Source organism: Nostoc sp. LEGE 12454 (assembly GCF_056620565.1).
On the sequence record NZ_JBWQXL010000038.1, the window covers coordinates 30,464 to 51,668 of the forward strand.

General features: G+C 42.2%; 18 protein-coding genes. 6 read left to right on the forward strand and 12 right to left on the reverse strand.

Annotated elements, in window-relative coordinates; all coding sequences use genetic code 11:
- Positions 1-25: 25 nt before the first annotated feature.
- The gene (locus AC1F2U_RS26825; RefSeq protein WP_480263867.1) at positions 26-910 is read left to right on the forward strand and encodes a hypothetical protein; all 885 of its coding nucleotides are present in this window, start codon (positions 26-28) and stop codon (positions 908-910) included.
- 129 nt (positions 911-1,039) lie between these two features.
- Here AC1F2U_RS26825 and AC1F2U_RS26830 read toward each other — a convergent pair whose 3' ends face one another.
- The 3 genes from AC1F2U_RS26830 to AC1F2U_RS26840 all read right to left on the reverse strand — a co-directional run bounded on the left by AC1F2U_RS26830 (position 1,040) and on the right by AC1F2U_RS26840 (position 2,856).
- Positions 1,040-1,318, reverse strand: a complete 279-nt coding sequence (locus AC1F2U_RS26830; protein ID WP_480263869.1) for a hypothetical protein — start codon at positions 1,316-1,318, stop codon at positions 1,040-1,042.
- Between the two features lie 206 nt (positions 1,319-1,524).
- Positions 1,525-1,893, reverse strand: a complete 369-nt coding sequence (locus AC1F2U_RS26835) for a hypothetical protein (protein ID WP_480263870.1) — start codon at positions 1,891-1,893, stop codon at positions 1,525-1,527.
- 189 nt (positions 1,894-2,082) lie between these two features.
- Complete coding sequence (locus tag AC1F2U_RS26840; RefSeq protein ID WP_334875058.1) at positions 2,083-2,856, reverse strand: hypothetical protein; 774 nt, start codon at positions 2,854-2,856, stop codon at positions 2,083-2,085.
- Between the two features lie 113 nt (positions 2,857-2,969).
- Between AC1F2U_RS26840 and AC1F2U_RS26845 the strand changes: the two genes are divergently transcribed.
- Positions 2,970-3,437, forward strand: coding sequence for a hypothetical protein (locus tag AC1F2U_RS26845; protein WP_480263871.1), 468 nt, complete (start codon positions 2,970-2,972; stop codon positions 3,435-3,437).
- Between the two features lie 40 nt (positions 3,438-3,477).
- Here the strand turns inward: AC1F2U_RS26845 and AC1F2U_RS26850 are convergent, their stop codons facing one another.
- The gene (locus tag AC1F2U_RS26850) at positions 3,478-3,885 is read right to left on the reverse strand and encodes a hypothetical protein (RefSeq protein ID WP_480263872.1); all 408 of its coding nucleotides are present in this window, start codon (positions 3,883-3,885) and stop codon (positions 3,478-3,480) included.
- Positions 3,886-3,952: 67 nt separating this feature from the next.
- Here AC1F2U_RS26850 and AC1F2U_RS26855 point away from each other — a divergent pair, with 67 nt between their 5' ends.
- Complete coding sequence (locus AC1F2U_RS26855; RefSeq protein ID WP_480263873.1) at positions 3,953-4,618, forward strand: class I SAM-dependent methyltransferase; 666 nt, start codon at positions 3,953-3,955, stop codon at positions 4,616-4,618.
- A 54-nt stretch (positions 4,619-4,672) separates the two neighbouring features.
- Here AC1F2U_RS26855 and AC1F2U_RS26860 read toward each other — a convergent pair whose 3' ends face one another.
- The 7 genes from AC1F2U_RS26860 to AC1F2U_RS26890 all read right to left on the reverse strand — a co-directional run bounded on the left by AC1F2U_RS26860 (position 4,673) and on the right by AC1F2U_RS26890 (position 14,624).
- Positions 4,673-6,364, reverse strand: coding sequence for a fasciclin domain-containing protein (locus AC1F2U_RS26860; RefSeq protein ID WP_480263874.1), 1,692 nt, complete (start codon positions 6,362-6,364; stop codon positions 4,673-4,675).
- A 741-nt stretch (positions 6,365-7,105) separates the two neighbouring features.
- A complete protein-coding gene (locus AC1F2U_RS26865) occupies positions 7,106-7,573 on the reverse strand; it encodes a GNAT family N-acetyltransferase (RefSeq protein ID WP_480263876.1) in 468 nt (155 codons plus the stop codon).
- Positions 7,574-7,615: 42 nt separating this feature from the next.
- Positions 7,616-9,301: a M14 family metallopeptidase gene (locus AC1F2U_RS26870; protein ID WP_480263877.1), complete on the reverse strand. Its 1,686-nt coding sequence runs from the start codon at positions 9,299-9,301 to the stop codon at positions 7,616-7,618.
- A 31-nt stretch (positions 9,302-9,332) separates the two neighbouring features.
- Complete coding sequence (locus tag AC1F2U_RS26875; RefSeq protein ID WP_335197124.1) at positions 9,333-9,515, reverse strand: hypothetical protein; 183 nt, start codon at positions 9,513-9,515, stop codon at positions 9,333-9,335.
- A gap of 2 nt (positions 9,516-9,517) precedes the next feature.
- Positions 9,518-9,712 (reverse strand): hypothetical protein, encoded by a 195-nt coding sequence (locus AC1F2U_RS26880; protein ID WP_480263878.1) that lies wholly within the window; start codon positions 9,710-9,712, stop codon positions 9,518-9,520.
- A 167-nt stretch (positions 9,713-9,879) separates the two neighbouring features.
- Positions 9,880-13,737 (reverse strand): CHAT domain-containing protein, encoded by a 3,858-nt coding sequence (locus AC1F2U_RS26885; RefSeq protein ID WP_480263880.1) that lies wholly within the window; start codon positions 13,735-13,737, stop codon positions 9,880-9,882.
- A gap of 197 nt (positions 13,738-13,934) precedes the next feature.
- Positions 13,935-14,624, reverse strand: a complete 690-nt coding sequence (locus tag AC1F2U_RS26890; RefSeq protein WP_480263893.1) for a hypothetical protein — start codon at positions 14,622-14,624, stop codon at positions 13,935-13,937.
- 391 nt (positions 14,625-15,015) lie between these two features.
- Between AC1F2U_RS26890 and dnaX the strand changes: the two genes are divergently transcribed.
- Positions 15,016-18,417 (forward strand): DNA polymerase III subunit gamma/tau, encoded by a 3,402-nt coding sequence (gene dnaX, locus AC1F2U_RS26895; protein WP_480263881.1) that lies wholly within the window; start codon positions 15,016-15,018, stop codon positions 18,415-18,417.
- A 169-nt stretch (positions 18,418-18,586) separates the two neighbouring features.
- On the opposite strand, the gene AC1F2U_RS26900 is transcribed toward dnaX, so the two are convergent.
- Complete coding sequence (locus AC1F2U_RS26900; protein ID WP_480263882.1) at positions 18,587-19,993, reverse strand: glycosyltransferase family 2 protein; 1,407 nt, start codon at positions 19,991-19,993, stop codon at positions 18,587-18,589.
- Between the two features lie 478 nt (positions 19,994-20,471).
- Between AC1F2U_RS26900 and AC1F2U_RS26905 the strand changes: the two genes are divergently transcribed.
- Together AC1F2U_RS26905 and ebsA are read left to right on the forward strand one after the other, a co-directional pair.
- On the forward strand, positions 20,472-20,714 hold the full coding sequence (locus AC1F2U_RS26905) for a hypothetical protein (protein WP_480263884.1): 243 nt from the start codon (positions 20,472-20,474) through the stop codon (positions 20,712-20,714).
- A gap of 38 nt (positions 20,715-20,752) precedes the next feature.
- Entirely contained in the window at positions 20,753-21,127 is a 375-nt protein-coding gene (gene ebsA, locus AC1F2U_RS26910; RefSeq protein ID WP_289797664.1) for a type IV pilus biogenesis protein EbsA, read from the forward strand.
- The last annotated feature ends 78 nt before the right edge of the window (positions 21,128-21,205 follow it).

Consider the following 21,205-nt stretch of genomic DNA (forward strand, 5'->3'; position numbering starts at 1 on the left):
AGCTCAGAGATAGGACAATAATCCAATGATCATGACCATAGTACGTAAATTTACAGCCGTTTTTTTAGCTCTGAGTTTGTGTATCACAACTGTTGCTTGTGGTGGCGAGAACCAAAGTACTCCTCCAGCTAAGAACGTTAGCCAAAGTTCTACTAATACAAAGTTGAGTGATGGCGAGTATCAAATACAACAAGCCACTTATGACGATGCAACTGGTGAATACAGCCTGTTTTTACTTAACAATAATCCCCCAACCTTTGCAACCGAAAATTTGCAAATGGCACGGTTAACTGATGATGAAATCAAGCAGGGTAAAAAAACCTATCTGAAGGTAGAAAAAGGACAACCGATTTTATATCTGACGGAAGATTTTAAAATTGAGTACGTCCACAACGTGACCGAGAATAAAACCAATCCCCAAACAGGACAACAAGAGACGGTTGTAGTCCGTCGAGAAAATAACTTCTGGGCACCATTTGCTGGGTCTGTGGCTGGTAGCTTGGCGGGACAGGCAATTGGTAGTATGTTGTTTAGACCCCAGTATTATGTACCCCCTGTCTATCAATCAGGACAAGGATTAAGTGGCTTCGGTGGATATGGCGGAAGCTATGGCCAAGCAGTTCAAAGCTACCAAACTCGATACAATACGCAACCCGCAGCCGTGAGAAATCGCACTGCGTTCCGCAATACAGGGACAATTAGAAGGTCATATCCTGGAAATTCAAATATACGCAATACACCGCGTAGCACTACAGGTAATAACCGTCCTTCTGGTTCTGGTTTTGGTGGTAGCACATTGCAACCCTCTGGTAGAGCCACCTCACCTAGACGCAATTCTGGCAGTGGTTTTGGTAGTGGGCGTAGTTCAGCACCCCGCCGCTCAACTGGTTTTGGCAGCAGACGCCGTTAATCAATTCCAAGTTGAATAAATAGACTGCCTAACAAGTAAAGGTAGTTGTGCATAAAGAAGCCGGAGGGTAACAAGTCAAACCTCCGGCTTATCTTTATATGTATGCAATTTGCGAGGAGGAGTTATTAATTATTCGGTTAAATAATATGAAATACTAAATACAAATATTGCTAAGAGAACAGGCATCATTTTACTAAAGTCTATTCGCTTTTGTTGAACCATTTCTAAACAAGACATCGGAATCATCAGAGGCCAGAAGATAGTTGTCACCACAAACATCACAAACGATAAAAATTTATCTTCTGGATTGGAAGCAGTCTGACGTAGGGAAAATATTAACCAATTAGTTACAAAATAGCATGTCATTAATAAGTAACCAATAGTTAAAGTCAGTTGTATCTGATTCACCGTGAGTACTCCTAAAGTTATGTAAGCTTTACTATAGCCTTTCCTGTTCTAACGAGGTACACTATGAACTTCAATAGTGAGTGGATTTTAAATTAGGTAGAAATGAAGAGATACTCACTAAGTTGCTAGGTATAAATAAATTAAAGTTTGTAGTAAGGACTTTAGTCCTGATAATCCTTCCTTATTTTCTGTTTAATAATGTCTATCTATTTAGGAATGTTAACTATCAATACTGCTATGTAAACAAGCATACAATCAAGGAAAATTATATTAACTATGAACCATATATTGATTTTATACCCTCTTGACTTAAAGTATAATACAATAGCCCTGTCAATTATTCCCACAGTTCCCGATGTATTAATTAAATAATTAGCAATCATTGCCCAGGCGTAAACAAAACCATTTCCTCGTTGCTCGATTGGTGTTGTTAAGTGATTATAATACTGAGAAAAAGCAAAAGTTCCAAAACAAATAGCATAACCTATTAGCCACTTGCTGTTCGGCATAATCTGAGCAATAAAAAAAGGAATAATTGTGGCTAATATAAAAAACAAGATAAGAGAATCCAACATTTGCACTTTTTTCCTTGTTTACAACATATAAAAACATTGCATACAGAATTACTGCAATTTCTATCAAACTTTTCCTTTTTGTTGTAGGGTATAGTTAACCCTTTTTGAAGAAATTTTTTAAATTTTGGATGATGAATATTCACTATCACAATCCAAAACTTAAAATTTGGCCCGTTATTAAAGCAATAATCAAGCAGTCTTAAAAAATCGAATAATTTCGCGGACATGATCGAGAAATTGCCCGTCGGTGGAAAGTTGCGCGATCGCATTTCTGGCTTCTCTCCCCAAACGCTCATGTTCTGTTTGATTTGTCGCCCGTAACTCTTCTAAATTAGCCGCAATTCGAGCTAAATCTCTGCGAGTTTCTTCGGCAAAACGTTGTTGAGTTGCGGATAAAGAATAGGGTTGTTCTGGGTTGAGTTGATCTTCCAAAGACTGGATTTTTTGTTCCAATATAGAGAAGCGATCGCGCAGTTCAAAAATATCTTCGCGCGGATACTTCCATTCTTGGCGAATCATCGCTAACCGCGCATATAAATACTCGTAAGCGCGAATCGCGGGACGCAGAATTGTTAATAACAAAGCTGCACCAGAACTTATATATCCAACCGTACTAATACCAGTGACAGCAAGGGTATAAAGACCAACGGCTGAGAATAAGTGTAAAGCAATAGCAACCCAGAGCGATCGCTTTGCCAACAATGTGACATACTTCACTTGTTTCTCATCAACTGGAATTCCTTTCTCAGTTGATTGTGCTGCTTCTGCTAAGACTTCTTTGGCTTGAAAATGCACATTCCACGGTACGGTGACAATTACCAACAGCCACCAAAAACTAGCACCACCAATCACCCAATCGAGAAAGTTACCAGCAGGGATGTGCAACCATTGCAGTAACCCAAAAGCCGCCAGCACCACAACCACAATTCCAGCAATAGAACTGATGAAAAAGTTAATATACATTTTGCCCTGTCTCCGGTGAAACTATCACCTCGATTATGGCTAGTGGTTCTCAATTATACAAATATATTTGTGATGGTTTTTCTAGTTGCACATAATAAAAGAAGGGAGAAATAATGGAATACTGCTTTGTAGAGTTTCAAGTAGATGATTCCAAAAGATTCAATGCTCTTTGTGAAGTTTTCAACGAAATTAAAAAAGATAAAGACAACGATTCTTGGCGTAATGAAGAAGATTGGCTAATTTTTTTTGATCGCAAAGCATTATCACATTTTTGGTGGCCTAGTGAAGAGGAAGTGACTGAACATTTCCGTCGCTGGTTTGCAACACCTGTGGAACAGAGGTGGATAGATCCTAGCCTCAAACATCCTTGGGGATTTTATTCTATGTTTGATGCTTTTCAAAATGGTGAATATCAATTAATTGCTTGTAGGATGGTTTCTGCCGACAGAGCTAAACTTGAATTTGAACCCTTTGGTCATCCCTATGGCGGAACTGCTGCAATACAGGCGTTAGTTAAATCCTTCGATTTTGTAATTTTTGCAGAAGATGACGGTATAGAATACACAAATTTTAACCTGTAGTTTGGGAAAAGAATGAGACAATTTAAACCTTTCCCCGTCACTATTGGATGAGATAGCTACGCCAAATTGATTGACTATCTTTACTACCTTTTTCTGGAAGCAGCAATCGCCAAGTTTTACCTTCTTGCTGAATTTGCAGGTAAACGTCAAATGCTTGTTGTGGTTGCGTCAAGCGTCGTTTTGGTAGCTTAACAATCAAATCGTAGGTTCCCCGGACGTGGAAAGCTGGTAAATTTTCAATCGTCAGGGGTTGTTCTTGGGTAATTGATAACCGCTTGATTTCAAATCCTTGAAAATCTAGATCCAACTGTTGGTTAAGTTTTTGTTGAGTTTGTTCTAGCCCAAGTGCGATCGCTTTTTGCACTAAGTCGCTAGTTGGTAGTAGTCCAACACTGCCACAAGCTGTCACTAGTACTAGCAATATTGCTGTCAAAACTAACCGCACCATGTTATTCCTGAGATTCCACTTATCAGCGATAGTATAACTGTAGTTTCTCTCAATTCTCTCATCTATCATGCCAAAACAGTCTATAGGTCTTGATAACCAACTCTACAATTATCTTTTATCCGTTTCGCTGCGAGAACCAGAAATTCTTGAAAAGTTGCGCCAAGAAACCGCCAATCATCCCCGGAGTGGAATGCAGATTTCACCAGAACAAGGGCAGTTTATGAGCCTTCTGGTACAGTTAATTGCAGCGAAGAAAACCCTAGAAGTTGGAGTGTTTACGGGTTATAGCTCACTTTCTGTCGCTTTGGTACTACCGCCTGATGGCAAAATTATTGCTTGTGATGTGAGTGAAGAATTTACTGCGATCGCTCGACGATATTGGCAAGAAGCTGGGGTTGCCGATAAAATCGATTTACGATTAGCACCAGCTTTGGAAACTTTAGATCGGTTATTAGCAACTGGGCAAGCCGAGACTTTTGATTTTGCCTTTATTGATGCTGATAAAGAAAATTATGATGGATATTATGAGCGATCGCTGCAATTAGTTCGTCCAGGTGGATTGATTGCGATCGATAATGTTTTATGGTCTGGACAAGTCGCTGACCAGCAAAATAAAGATGAAAGCACCCAAGCAATCCGGGCGCTGAACGAGAAGTTACATCATGACGAACGCATTAGCCTCTCCCTTGTCCCCATCGCCGATGGACTTACTTTAGCAATCAAGCGACCTTAATACAGCAAGAGCGCACAACTAACTGTGCGCCCTTATTACATGTTCTACTTTTATTTACCTGAAGTTATAGCCAATTCCTAATTGCAGTCCGACATCAGTATCATCTACAAAAGCAGCATTTACACCACCTGTTATTGTAAGTCTAGAACCGAGAGGAATGTCTACACCACCTGTTAACAGTAATCCAATATCAGTATCAGCATTAGCTTCAATTGCTACACCCGCGCCTATGTAAGGAGATATACTATAGGTTCTTTCACCCACCGAACCTGCTCTGCGGGGAGAAAAATCTAAAGTTACGGGAACTAGAAATATTGTATTGTCCCCAAAGATCACCGATGGTCGCACTGATAGATAGTTTGTCAGACCAAGTTTGCTGATCACTGTAAAGTTAGTGTCGCTCAGAGCTGTATCATCGCCGCTCAAACCAATGTTACCACCAACTCCGATATAGCTTCTGCCACCACGAGTACTTCTACCTACGTTAACATCAGGTGTCCCATTTCCTGTTGGTGGCTGATTTAACTGACTGATGTTAACATCAGGCGGAATCAGGACTTGGTTAATTGCATGGATAACACCATTGCTAGCTTTCACATCCGCCTGGAGAACTCTGGCATTATTCACCGAGACTTGACTGTTAGCGGAATCGATTTTAATATTTACAGGTCTTCCTTCATCTGTTGTCAATTCCCCTGCTGAGAGTTGACTAGAAGTTACCGCACCGGGAACCACGTGATATCTCAAAATCTTAACTAGCGCTTCTCTGTTTTCTGGTTGCTCTAACTGTTGTAAGGTAGCAGCAGGTAAAGCAGCAAATGCGTCATTGGTGGGAGCAAAGACTGTATAAGGGCCTGGCTGTTGAAGAATATCTGCTAGACCGGCTGTCTTTAATAAAGAAGTCAGAGTTGTAAAAGAACTACTGGATGACGCTAGAGCAACAATATCAGTACCGGCAGGAGTTCCAGCTACAACGTACTGACTAGCTGGAAGATTGCTAGCAATGGGTTGCACCCGTCCTTGTTTAACTAAAGCTTGATATAAAAGTGCTGCTGCTTCAGCACGAGTCAAAGACTGTTGCGGATTGAGTTGTTTTACATCCGGGTAGTTGACAACAAGATTACTTACTGTCGCTGCTGCCACACTGCCAACAGCATACTCTGGGATAGCTGAGGCATCGTTGTAGTAAGTAGTGAGAGTACTAGTATCGCCACCAGTTAAAGCTAAACCGCTACTTAAAGCAACAATCCCCTGCACTCTAGGAATTTCTTGATTTGGTCTAAACACGTTCCCAGGATAGCCTGCCAAAAATCCAGTTTCGTAGGCGTTTTGAATTGCAGCAGCGGCCCAGTAGTTAGCAGGAACATCACTAAATCCACCTGCGCTTAATTGCCGAACTCGGTTTTGGTTACTGAAAGCTTTTTGAATCAAGGCAGCAAATTCAGCACGAGTCACAGGCTGATTTGGTCTATAAGTGCCATCAGGAAAGCCACTAATCACGTTATTCTCAGCTAGGGCTTGAATGAAGGGACGCGCCCAATAATCTGAGGAAACATCAGATAGGTTAACTGTTGAAGTCGGCGATGGTGTCGCAGGTGATGGTGTCTCAGGTGATGGTGTCGCAGATGGAACAGGAGTTTGAGATGAAACTGGGGCAGAAATTACGATGGGAGTTATTGTAGCAGCTGTCATTCCCAGAACTAGCAAAGCAACCTTTGTTGATGACCAACGAGACAAACTAGACATGGAAATATCCTCTTTTCAATTTCTTGGGTTGATTATGTGAAAAATACTGGATGCAAGGTTAAGTGAATACAAATATCTGAGATGATTATTTGGTTCGCCTCGACATGAAAACCAGAAATGAAACCTGTTAGCTCTGGAAAATTAAAACGCTGAACATTATGAGTAGCTGCTTTGATATCTCATAACGTTTATCCTCATGTGCACCACACATAGTATCGAATTCCTATTTTTTTTTAAGAACCGCAGAGCACACTAAAAATAAGCATGGCTCTTGTAGTAATATAATATGTTGCAACAATAAAGATATTTAGTGCAAGTAGGCGATTTTATTCAGTTCTAAAATTGCACTCAAGCAGTAAAATAATTGGCCTTTAATAGCCGTCTCTTTATAATTGCCGAGGAGGGTTAATGCCGTCAAACTCAATGTATCATGTTCTTTAGCAATATTTAAGAAATAAAATCAATCTTCGGGATATGGTGTATTATTAATCTTTTATCGAGATTATACAACTAACTCAGGGCTGGATTTTGAAGAAAAACTTTCACTCTTTAGATAGTTGTCCTTGATGGTAAATTTCCAAATACTAAACTGGAAATTAGCGATCGCAATCAAAAATTCCCAGCCCGATTGCCCCAGTATTTTTGGCTAGGAATTATTTTTTTACAAAAGACTATTTAATGAAAAGCAACCTACAGATAAACCGATATTTTGGAAAGAGGTTTAATCTGTATCGGTTCTGCTCACAACTCCTCTGGAGGTAAGGCAACAAATCCGGTTTTTACTCCACGTTTGAACCCTGCATTTTCATAGAAGTGCAACGTCTCCTCACGTTTTGAGCCACTCAAAAGCATCACTTTATAGCACTGTTGCTGCCATGCTAATGCTAAGGCATAATGTAGCACTTGTGTACCTAATCCTTGTTGTCGAAAATCGAGATGGGTGACAACATTTTCAATAATGCCGTATGGACGTGCGCCACGCGTCAAGTTGGGAACAATGGTTAAGCTACATGTTGCTACTAGCTGGTTATCAACATCAGCTACAACGTAATACAAACGGGGATCATGCAAAATCCCATCCCAGATAGATTGTAAAACATCATCAGTCGGTAGAGGTGCATCGACAGGATTTAGATGTTTATATAAATCCAAAAGTTGGGGAAGTTCGTCGCGTGTAATTAGGCGAACGGTAATTATCGGTTTAGACAACTTACTTATTAAGGGAATTTTTGACAATTTCAAATGTCAAAATTATGGGAATGTCAATTCAGTGCGAATAACTCCAGCGCGTTCATGGCGGGCTAGCAGTTTAACTGTACTACCTGAAGGGGCACGCACCAACCATTCAACTTTTGCCCGATCCTTGGTAGGATCGCTGTGCCGTCTAATGGGAGTTGAAGGCTTATAGGCTCGTCCTTCTAATTGACCTAACTCTTCACGAGGCTTACCCGTTACCAAAGTTACCCCAGAAGGCAGTTCAATTTCACAGATACAGCCCCGCACCAGCTTTTTTTCTAAAGCTTTTTGGGTGACATTAGTGGGCAACCAGCCTGTATTATGCACAACTAATTGCACCCGATAAGTATCATCACCCAAGCTGTGGACACTGGCTTCGTAAATCTCTAAACGCGGAGATATTAATAGATGCCAAACTAGCCATTCTGGGAAGAGGGCTATTTCTTTCTCCAGAAATTCAGGGGGTGGATTTGTCCAAGCGTACATCGTATCCCAGCCGCCTAGTTCAATCTGACCGAGTTGCGGATGCTCGAAGGGATACCAATCGACGTAGCCTTTACCTGCAAGTTTTTCATCGTTCCAACGCAGCAATTTCAGGTCATCTTCTATAGGGTGTTCTCGCTGCCAATCGATGTATTTATAATCATTAATTCCAGCTTGGCGCTGCGGACTCCAGACTTCTACTGTCCAGGCAAATAGACCTTGGTATTCATAAGCCCAGTCGTCGAATGTACCTGTAATTACGTCTTTGGGGTCATAGCGGAAATCATGAAAAGCAGAGATGGCTGGGTATTGAGTAAGTTCAGTACCTTTTGCGCCAATGCGTTGATAAGTACGGAGGTCATTGACCGGGAATTCGTCATCGCTGAGGTGGGTGTAGGGACGGATGAGAACACCGCTAAAGGTATGAAAGGCGATCGCTCCTGTAATATTAGGATGTGTACTGATAAACTGAACAAGCGATCGCACTTCTGTTTCAGATGTAGGATAAGAACCAGCCCCCGATTGCTCAGATTCTTGCCGCCACAAAAATGGAAAATTCCGGTTTAAATCTAGCCCTTGCTTAGAACGCTGAATCTGAATCTGAACTCCGTCATAATTTTCTATATTTCCTTCTGGTAGTACGCGATAATACTGACCGCCTATTTCTGTTGGTTCGCGTCGCACCAGCAGGCGAGGTTCGCTAGGAGAGACTTTCCAAGCCCCATTAGCATCGGGGATTCGCATCAGTAAAATCCGACCATCGCCATCGATATCTTCCATCACTAACCCGTCGTTGCCCTCCTCATCATGGGGATAAGGGCGAGTACCGGAGCGAATAAATTTCGGTTTGTCAGCCAATGCCAACTCAGCACCATCAGGATTAACACGGGGACAAATATAGAAGGTGCGCGTATCCAAACAACGGGTAATTTCTGGGTGAGTACCGTAAGCTGTCACTAATGTTTGCAATAAGTATAGACAAACACTTGATGGTGCTAATTCTGTGGCGTGAATGTTGCCATCAACCCAGAGAGCAGGTTTTTCTTGATGTGCGCCAGTGGCAAAGTTGCTAACTGTCAAGAGCCAGATGTCACGTCCCTCGTAACTTTTGCCAATGCTTTCTATGCGTACTAGTTGGGGAAATTCCTTCGCATAACTGTGTAGAATGCGCGTTAGGTCTTCATAACGATAGTATTTATCAAACCGAACATCTGGCATAATAAACCCCTTAGTACGAATTATTTTAAACCTATTGCCGTTTCAATTCTTGTATCAATAGCTGACAACGTTTACTAGCTTCTTTAGCTTGTTGTCTGAACTGTTTAGCTTGTTCCCGATCCGTCAAACACACTTCAGTTGCTTTTTTACTAAATTTTACAGTTTGACTACTGAGTTCTTTGATTCGAGTTTTTAATTCTTCAATTGTTTTCATTTCTACTCCAATTCTGAGATGATGATTTCTAAATTTTCGACTTCTTCATAAAGTCTATCTGCTCGACTAGCCAACAAACTAGCATCGTCAAAATCATTGTTCTCTATTGCTCTATCGTGAGCTTCATATAACTCTTGAATTATCTTATGTAGTTCTGCGTAAGCTTTAAGTAATATATTTCTGGTTTCTAATTTCATATTTATTTTTAATCTTCACTTCCGCCATTAATTTTAAGACCACAGTGAATACATCCAATTTTTGTATATAATTAGACTATTCTACTGAAATTACTGAACTTTTAGAGACGTGAAGCTAAAAACAAGTATCTGGCTAATTTTATGGCTGAAATAAAAGTTTCAAAGTATTAATTAGGCTTACCCATAATCGTAAAAGCTGCCCAGTAGTAAGGATGATTATAAAGATTTTTATCTGATGCCATTTTACTATTTCTATATAGTTGGGTCGCTAAATAAGTTTGAATTCTTACTTCTTCTGGATGCAGATTATTCAAAATATCTTCATACCATTTTGTCAGTTCTCCAGCAGTTAGTTCTTTCAGCCATCGTGTTGCTTCAGCTAAGGCAGTAACTGCTGATTTATTGGGCTGTAATCGTCGGTAAAACTCGATCATCACCAAGGCGCTAGCCGAAGATTCTACACTCCAGAGAGTACTCACTACATGAGGTACGCCCTGAGTTATAAAACCACTGACTAAACTCACATATTCGCTGCTGATAGTGTAGTTGTTAGTACTTAAATTTTCACAAGCAGAGAGGGTAATAAGGTTGTAACTATCTAGATTTTGTTGGCAGATTTCATCTAGAGTAAGTCTGTCTTCCCCTGCTAATGCTAATTCTGACTTTTTCGGTTCAGCTAAATTATTAGTAACATGACCTGTAAAATGCAAGATGTTATAATTATCAAATAGGGCATTTTCAACAATACTTTTCGTAGCTTCTGCGCCCTGAATTCGTTGGATATTATTGAACATCTGACTAACAATTTCAGACTCCAGTTTGGCAAATTTAAGTGTGGGATAACCTGTACTTTCAGGATGTTCAACACTGAGCAATAACTTATTTTGCCACTGCCAAATATCCTCAGTTCTGATTGATAAACCTATTTGGGCACTAGGTAGATAGGTAAAGCTGAAATTTGATTCCACATTCGGTAACTCTTCTGGTGATGGTGAAGAAAGATGGAAAAGTGTATGAATGGGCAATCTGTACAAGTCACGGTGAGGAATTAATACCAGTTGGGTGATACCTTCGAGTTCCTGGGCAATTGTGGAAATATTCAGAATTTTATACAGTTGCAACAGCTTCTCTTCCATCTCAACTCGCCAAGAATGATGACTTTTACTTTCTTTGTCGTGGGCTGTGCTGCGATATTCTTGGTATTGTTGATGCCAATTTTCTAGCCAAATTTCAAATTCAATTAGGCGTTGCACTGCTTCGGGTAGAGGCAATTCATTGAGACGAATAGCATCTTCTCCTAAAGGTATTACCCCAGTATCTTGCATGGGTGTAAACAGGAGAATTGGTGATGGTGCTTGGTCTTTGAGAATGAAAGTATGTAGGGCAACTGGGCTAATATGCCAGTAAATAATTGCTGTTGTGGGATTGAATAGTTGTTGAATTTCGCCATAATAAGGCGAGTAAATATTATTATTCCAGCCAGAAAGCAGCCAGTTTAAACAAGCATTTTTACCTTGTTCGGCAATTTCCCAAGCTTCTACTAAATCACCCGACTCCACAGCTAAATCAACTGCCAATTGATCGAAGCCGGCAAATTTTAAAGCTAGCTGTTTTTTACTTTCATCTGAGCGAGTTTCTTCACTCAGTAATTGTCGCAATAAATCTGTCCCACGTTGCAGCAATTCTTGAACTTGTGTAGTTTGTCCCAAACCCATCAACACTTTGCTGAGAGATTGTAAAACCTCTAAATGCAACTGGGGAAAATACTCTAATGTCAGAGTTAAGAGCGCCTGATGGTACTCAGATGCAGCTTTGCGCCAATAATCGCGGGGATTGGTATGTTTTTTGCCTTGCTCGTAGTAAGTATTCGCGATCGCAAAATGCAATCTACCCCAACCTTCTGGATGGGTATCTGTCCGTAGATGCCTTAAACCTTCTTCGTAGCTGGCTAATTTTCCTTCGTAGCCGCCCTGTTGTAAGGCAGGATTTGTCGCGATCATACTACTCGACAAATTCAGTAACTCGTCATAATTCACTAAATGAGCGATCGCAGTTCCCCGACCAATCCAAGCTTCCCAATAATCTTGTTTAATTTGCAAAGCGTTGTCATAACAGACGATCGCTTCGGCAAATTGTTCTAAATAAAACAATGCTACTGCCTGATTATACCAAGCTAAGTGGAAGTCGGGTTTAATGGCGATCGCTTGTTGATAGGAGGCGATCGCTTCTTGTCTCCGTCCTAAGTTGTCTAATGCTATACCCCGGTTGTACCAAGCTAAGTAGAAGTCGGCTTGAACTGAAAGTGCTTTATCCCAGGAAGCGATCGCTTCTGACCACCTGCCTAAATTAAACAGCACTACACCCCGATCTATCCACACTTCATGGTACTCTGGGTTAATTTCTATAGCTCTGTCGTAAGATATAATCGCCTCGGCAAATTGTTCGCTGACAGCTAGGGCTATGCCTCGGTAATACCAGTTTTCCTGGTCTTCTGGTTGGAGTTGTAGCGCTTGGTCATAACTAGCAATAGCTTCTGGTAGCCAACCTAATTTCAGCAGTGCCAAACCCTTGCTAGACCACGCTTCTTGATAGTCTGGCTTGATTTCTATAGCTTTGTCAAAAGAAGCGATCGCTTCTTCAAAGTATCCTAATTCTCCGAGAGTTCCACCCCGGTTGTACCAAGCTTTGTAGAAGTCTGGTTTCAGTTGTATGGCTGTTTCATAAGACGCGATCGCTTCATCAAAACGTTCTAAATGGAACAGCGTTAAGCCTCGATTAAACCAATATTCGGAGAATTCGGGTTGCATTTCAATAGCTTGGTCATAAGATGCGATCGCGCCTAGCAAATCGCCTGTTTTCGCTTGCTGAAGACCTTGGTAAAACCACCCTTGAGCGTGGGTAATCGGATTATCGTTATGCCGCTCAATAATACCAGGAGAATTACTGCTTTGAACTGCCAAATCTGAAGCAAGTTGCTGGACTAAATTGGTACTTTGATCCAATTTCACCCACAACTCATCTAAAGTATTAGCCACATTTGGCTCTAAATTCGTCAAAGTGTTATCCCAGGTTTCCACCGAGGGAGACGTTGCTAATTCAGTCCTTTGTCTGGTGGAAAGGAGATTCGCTGGTGTCGTAATTTGAACAACTTCTTCTTCGTCGAACCGAAGTTGGGTTAACAAGCTGATTGAATCTTCCGCTGCTGGCAGGGGGATATTTTCTGGTATTGTGGCTTGGGTGTCTTCCCTTTCATATTTCCATACCAGTTCCTCGAAGTTTTCGGGCGATCTCTCCTCAAAAAAGGCATTTTGAGGTGCTGACGTTATTGGTTCAACATCTGGCTCATCATATTCCCATAATTGTTCGCCAAAGCTAAGGATTAGCTCTTGTCCGGGAGAAGCTGGGATAATTTCTTCATCGGTTATAGTTTCTATTACATCTGGCTCATCATACTCCCATAACTGCTCGCCCAAATCGCGGATCAGTTCTTGTCCAGGAGTAGTTTCGATTACATCTGGCTCATCATGCTCCCATAACTGTTCGCCCAAATCGCGGATCAGTTCTTGCCCAGGAGTGATTTCTAGATCATCTTGTGCCTGATTTTCCTGATAATTTTCTATTTCTGTAGGTAAGTTTTGCATTAGCCGAATGCCAATGTCATAAGCAACTTCTCCAATTCTGCCAACACCAAGTTCCCCCAATTGCACCATTTGTGTTGCTAAAAGAGGATTTGGTGTAGGTGAAGCTAGTAAGCTTTCACCAAACATCACCAACCAGTCTATCCAACGTTCAGCTGGAACGCGATTTTCGATCCGTTGCAGATACCTCAATGCCCACTGTCGTCCTCGTGCTTGATGCACGCCTTCTAACAATTGGATAAACAATTGTTCCAGATCCGCATTGGTTAGTTCTGGTAGTACCCCCACCAGATTGCGTCCTCTCGCACCCTTGAGAGAACTATTCTGTTTACTTGCAATGAGGCGCTTTAAAAACCTTTTAAGCGACTGCGATATCCGCCTGAGCATCTGCCACACTCTTGGATTTTGTTTTTCTAGATTGTAGCCATCGTTGTCTTAAAAAAATCATCAATTACGTAAAAATCCATTAGATTCGGACAGCGCTTCCGTAGCAGGTTAGCAAAAAATATACAAATCTTCAAGAGCATAGCATTACAACGTTACAATTCCCAGATTTCACTCTTGAATTTGATTCTGGCAAGCAGTTAATTTTCAGTTTGCTCTGTAGTCGATTGACCAGCAGGATATAACTGACTAATTAATGCCTGGACAAGCACTTGTGGATCGTCTGTTTCAACGGCAAGCTGTTGAGCAATTTGCTGACGTAAATTTTCATCCTCCTGTAACATCACAAACAACTGTTCTAGGGTGACAGTTTGGTATTCTCCCTCTGGGAGGTTCTCTGGTGCATCTGCTGACTCTAATACTGGGGCAGCTACCTCAGAGGGCAAAGGAGTAGTGCTAAAAGCATCTGGCCCTTCATATTCCCAAACTGGTTCGCCTTCATTGCGTGTCAACAACTGCATCCCGATATTATAGGCAACATCTCCAATTTCTCCGACGTTTAACTCACCTAATTGCACTAACCGCGCAGCCATTTCATTATTCGGTGTTGGAGATGCGAGCAATCTGTCGCCAAAGCGCCCTAACCACTCAACCCACTCTTGAGTTGTGATGCGATGTTCGATATTATGCAGCCACTTCTGTGCCCATGCTTCCCCTCGTGCTTGATGTACTCCTTGCAACAGTTCGTTGAAGAGGAATTCCAGATCCGTATCGCTTAAGGGTGGTGCTGGTTCTTTTTCCACATTCCCCCTAGATTTTGAGGTAGTCTGTTTTCCACCAAACAAGCTCTGAAAAAGCTTTTTGAGCCATTGAAATAGCCGCTTGAGCATCTGCTGCACCATCGAGTTTTACTTTATCTATAAAATTGTAGCGATCGCACTGGACTATGGCGTTAGTTCAGTCAATAAAACGTATAGTCATTTGTCATTAGTCATTAGTCATTTGTCAAGAGTTATTCTTCTCTGCTTCCCAGTCTTCTTCTATAGAACAAATGTACTAAATGATATGCTATAATTCCGATACATTGATGTTGAAATCATAGTAGAGGATAAGCTCTGGTTGCTTGCTTTCCTGAGTGCCAAAATTTACGGCATTAGTTGAGTGCAAGAGCTATGGCAACATCGATAAATAAAGCCAGGTACGAGAGTTTAAAATAATTGAATCCTCAACTCGACTCGGTGCTACTAATTAACGTTGAAAGGCATTGAAGTCTATTTTTCCATGTCTTACGAACCCCTGCACCACAAATATCGCCCCAAAAGTTTTGCTGAACTGGTGGGCCAAGAGGCGATCGCTACCACCCTCACGAACGCGATCGGCACATCCAAAATCGCCCCCGCCTATTTATTCACCGGGCCAAGAGGTACGGGGAAAACTTCTAGTGCCCGAATTTTGGCTAAATCCCTCAATTGTCTCAAAGGCGATCGGCCCACGGCTGAACCCTGCGGCGTGTGTGAGGTTTGTCAGGGGATCGCTAAGGGTTACGCTCTAGACGTAATTGAAATAGACGCCGCTAGTAATACTGGTGTCGATAATATCCGCGAGTTGATTGAAAAAGCCCAGTTTGCTCCTGTGCAGTGTCGCTACAAGGTTTATGTTATTGATGAATGCCTAACTGGAGATTCTCTGGTCTTGACTGATGAGGGACTTCACAGAATTGACGATCCCAAAATTAAAGGCAAGAAAGTACTGAGTTACAACAACTCATCTCTTAAGTGGGAATTCAAAAAAGTTGTCAGGTGGTTAGATCAAGGAGAACGGCAAACCCTGGTTATCAAGACAACTAACCGAGAAATTAGATGTACGGGTAATCATTTAATTAGGACAAATCAGGGATGGCTACCAGCAAAGGACGTAAAAGAAGGAGTGAAGATACTATCCCCTGTGAATGTGGATGCGGCATCCTCATTTACAAATTTGGTATCGATGGACGCACCCGGAGATTTGCTAGCGGACACCAGTTTAAAGGCAATACATCAGGGCAAAAATCATACGACCTGGAATCTATCCTTAAACAAGCCGAATTACTCCGACCTTTCTGTGCTTGCGGGTGTGGAGAAAAGCTTGATATCCCAATCTTTTTACAAAAAAAGGGACGAGGAATCATCAGTATCCAGTCTCGCTGGGAAAAACATCCATATAAAAAGGGACACGGAATTTGGGAACTTAGAACAGAAAAGTTCCTTGCAGATGCGGCAGTTATACAACCAAATGCACTTGGGCTTATCTACGGAACCTTGCTTGGAGATTGCTCTATCAGTTATCCCAATAAATACAGCAGATTCCCCAGATTGTGTTGGACGCACTCAGAAAAGCAGCAAGAATGGTTGGAATACAAAGCCTATCGCCTTCAAGAGTTGCGACCAAAACTGCGAATTACATCTAACAAAGGATACGGAAACATATCAGTTACCTGTAACACAGGTTGCCATCCCCAACTCAAAGATGTCTTTGACATCGTTAAACCGAATAGGGATAAAAAACTCGTCTCTATGGACTGGCTTAATCGAATTACCCCAGAGGGAATTGCTTGGTGGTTTTGCGATGATGGTTCACTTGCCCTCAGTCCACAAGGAAGTCCACAAATTCAATTACATACTGAAGGATTTTCTGCCCCGGAAAACCAACTCATTGCTACTTGGCTTACAGCAATGGGATACTCAGCAACAACAAAATTCTACACCAGAAGTAGTACAGGCAAGACTTACCACTATATACGGTTGGGGGCAAGCACCAGTAGAAAATGGCTGGCAGACCTTAAACAATATTCCATCCCCTCGATGGATTACAAGTTTGGAGACAGTCGAATCTGTCCACCTCGCTGGGGTTGAGCGAGTTTATGACATTGAAGTAGCAGATAATCATAACTTTGTGGCAAATGGGCTTTTGGTACATAACTGCCACATGCTCAGTACCCAGGCATTCAATGCGCTACTTAAGACACTAGAGGAACCACCGAGGCATGTGGTTTTTGTATTGGCGACAACAGACCCGCAACGGGTGTTACCAACGATTATTTCACGCTGTCAAAGGTTTGATTTTAGACGCATTCAGTTAGAGGCGATGGTGAAGCATTTAAGTGCGATCGCTTCTTTTGAAAACATTCATATTTCACTTGATGCTGTAACCCTGGTAGCCCAACTTTCTCAGGGAGGGTTGCGAGATGCCGAAAGTCTACTCGATCAATTGGGTTTATTAGCAGGTGAAGTCACACCAGAGCGAGTTTGGGATTTGGTAGGGACGGTAAGCGAACAGGATTTGTTAGCACTTTTAAATGCGATCGCTCAAGATAAACCGGAAGCAGTTCTAGACTGTACTCACTACATTTTAGATCGTGGTCGAGAACCCCTAACTATTCTGCAAAATCTCGCTGCTTTTTACCGTGATTTACTGATTGCCAAAACAGCACCCAACCGCCACGATTTGGTTGCTTGTACTCAGCAAACTTGGACAGCGCTGGTTGAGTTTGCTCAATACTTCGATATCAGCACGATTTTAGCGGGACAGAAACACTTGCGAGAAGCTGAAGTACAAATTAAAAATACTACCCAGCCGCGTTTGTGGTTGGAGGTAACATTACTAGGATTGTTACCCAGTGCGATGAATATTCAGCCACAAGCCCCAAGTGTCGCGCCGCGAGTTAATACACCTACTCTATCTCCAACTCTATCTCCAAGCTATCCTCCGGCAGTTGCCCAAAATCACCCAGTCTCTTCTGTACCTTTAGCTGAACCGCAAACAAATTATAATTCTGCATCTGCCAATCATCAAGCGGATGCCCAAAATCAGCCCGTCATTTCATCTCCCCCAGTTGAACAGCAAACAAATCACAATTCTGTTGCTAAATCAGTTTCACCACCAATTCCAGAACCTGTTGCTGTTGCTGTGCCACCTGCAAACATTGAACCAGTAACTTCAGAAGTTGTTGGCGAAGCAGAATATGACTTAACTCAGATTTGGCAACAGGTGCTTGCTAACCTTCAGCCAAAATCAAGCCAAGAAATGCTGCGTCAAATGAGCCAACTCATCGAGTTCGACGGTGTTGTGGCTCGAATTGCTATTAAACAGGCATGGTATGACAAGGGAAACAAGGGAAAATCTTATCTACCGATGATTACGGCAGCTTTCCAGCAGACTTTCCAGCGTGAAATCCAGATCAATATAGAAAAAGGAACTTCTTCAAACTCTATCTCAGCCAAAAAAAATCCTCTCTCAAAAGACTCTACTCGCGTTCAGCAAGCACCCACACCTAGCTACAACCAGCAAATTCCGTCTCCAGCGCCAGCACCACAGCCAACTAATCCACCACCAGCACCAGAAAAAAGCGAGTTGGCAGCAAGAAATGGCAATGGTGTAAATGGAAATAGGGCAAATGGAAATGGCGTAAATGGAAATGGGGCAAATAGAAACGGCGTAAATGGAAACGGGATGCAAACTGTGCCTCCAGCCCCAAAACAAACACCCGCGCCTGATTGGGAACCTGACGAAGTAGCGATCGCAGCTCAACGTGTAGCAGAATTTTTCAACGGACAAATCATCCGTTTTGCAGATGATTTTCCAGAATTCTCCGATTCCATAACTACACCAGAATGGGTAGAAGAAGCAGACGTGGATGATGAATAAAGGACTTTCAGTTAAAAAAAGATCCCTTTTTAGGGGCGCAAGGCCTTGCGCCCCTAAAAAGTACAAATAATTTTGAATAATTTATTCTTTGTCAGTCCCTAAAAAAAATGCAAAATTATTTTTGGTAATTTTGCATTTTTAATTTTTAATTTTTAATTCCCCAAAGGGGCTATTCCCCATTCCCCGTATGCAAGGTTTTCACCCATTTCAGGCGCTTTGGTCTTACCGACATCCGGGCAGTAGTACTGCTCATGACGACTAACCAGTGCAACATATATAAACTGCCACGCAGGGTTTGCAACAGCATCGTAAGATATGTAGAAAGTGGGAATTTTTGATCTTGACGTACCCGCTTCAGACCTGTAAACATCCCTACCATCGACATAGAAATGGATAAGCCTGTGATCGGACTTAACATTGGTGGGCGATGACGAGCGATCGCCATTAATAAATCTGGGACTGCTGCTGTCGGTAAGATATACATAATCAGCATAAAAATCAGCAAATCCCAGCTTTTACGCGTTCCCATCCGGTTTTTGAGAATTAAATCCCAATAATCCAAATAGCGCTGATAACCGCCTTCTGCCCAACGGTTGCGCTGATGCCAGAGTGAAACTGCATTTGTCACTCCTTCTTCTTGTACCGCTGGATGGAAAACACACTCAATATCCCATTTATCCAAATGTAAACGGATTGTCAAATCCAAATCATCGGTAATGGTTTCTTCATTCCAGCCACCGCAGCTTTCCAAGGCTGAACGCCGGACAAATTGACCATTGCCCCGCAGTTCGCCAATGCCACCAAGGGCAGTCCGCTGTTGCTGGAACCAGGTATCAAGTGCCATTTCTGCCATTTGACCCTTAGTCCAAAAGTTGTCTTTAGCGTTGGCGATCGCTTTTCGCACCTGCACCGCCCCCACGTTTTCTCTTTGAAACAAAGGTATTACCTGTTGCAGTAAGTCTGGTGTTACTTGGGCATCAGCATCAAATACTGCTATAATGTCGCCCTTTGTCAGCGGCAATACCTGATTCAACGCCCCCGATTTGCCACCAGTAGCTTCTGCTGAACGCCTTAGTACTTTCAGTTTGTCGTGTTTCTGTGCGAGTTCCGCTAATAAATGTGGCGTGCTATCACTGCTGCGATCGTCAATTATCCAAATTTCGTACTGCCCACCTGGATATTCCAGATTACAAAGATTTTTGACTAATTTAGCAATTACCGCTTCCTCATTTTTCGCAGCCACTAGCACAGAAACAGAAGGTAAATCTCCCTGTATTTCTTTTGGATAGCGACGGGATTTAGTAAACACCACCACCAAAGCATGAAATCCTAGAATGGTGGTCAGTCCTAGAATAAAAATGGAAGCCCAAGAAACTAAATGTAGAGCGATCGTGCCACTCCAGACGATAGTCAAGACTAGAGCTGCTTTGCCTCTACGACCTTGAAACCTGGATGGTAGAGACATAGAATCTGTCTCTAACACTGACTCCTCATCTACTGATAGGTCAGACAACAAGGAGTTGAGCGGATCGAGCTCTTGATAAGAATCTTCTTCGGGCCAGGAATTCGCTGGCATAGGTTAGGTTGCTTGATTCAAAAACCACTATTTGTCTACAGTTAGTAATTTTACGGACAAATATCCCTAAGCTACTTTTCCCGATATTAATCGGAATGGGCAAACTGCAATACCCGCTATCCCTAAGCCAAAAGCCGCTGGGACTACCTTTGTTGTCACCGCCACTGTGCGTAATTACCTCATATTAACCGCGTTTACTACTCTTAGACAGAAGCTTGATTCCTTTGATAGCCACTTCGGCAGGAAGCTTGTAGAGTCGGACTTTCTCTAATGAGAACTCCGCTTTGGGTAAAGTAATAGCAAGGTAGCAGCAGCTTTTTGTTGGGAAAAACTGCAATAACGGCATCCACCACTGTACAGTAGGGATTTTTAGTGTTACCGTTCCCAGATTCGATAACAGTTAATGCAGCATCATTGTAACCGAAATTTTAATATTTCTTAGTAGTAACTTCATTTATTGGGCATGGAGCATGGGACATTGAGCACTTGTACTGAGCGACTTGCCCTGACTTGTGCCGAGCCTGTCCTGAGCGTAGCCGTTGGCGCAGCCTCTCGTAGAGAAGGGCGAAGCCGAGGTAGCGTAGCCGTTGGCGCAGCCTCTCGTAGAGAAGGGAGTCGAAGTATTGGGTATTGCTTATTTTTCCTTTGTCCGATTCCCCATTCCCCATTCCTACTATGTGCTTTAGACACATCTTTGGGGAATACTACTAACATCCACTAATATCCCCAGTTGCTAACTAACTTGAGGAATATTTAACTATGTCTATTGAGCAACTCCAGCCTGCAACTCAACAACAAGCCAGTGTTTACTTACCTTATGTTCAGGGCGCTAGGCGTAATTTTTTACCCTATGCCATCAGTCTTTATCAAAAAGGGGTCTTGGAGGGGCATCGGAAGATCGAAGCCAGCGAACATGTCCCCTTTGTCGCCTCCTGGAATGTTGCTACTTTACCCTCAGACTTAACCCGTTGCCGAATTCAGTTTGATGGCAATGCTGACCTGAGTTATGAACTGATGATGGCTAGTTTCGAGTTTATTAATTTTTTAATTGAACTTATGGATAACTATAAACGTTATCGTATAACCGATTTTTCACAACCGTTTTACCGCAAGCTACTGCGTATAGATGATTGATTAAACTCAGCCGGATTTGCAAAAGTCCGGCTTATTTTAAATTGATAGATAAATAAGTTCGTAGTCAGGATCTTTAGT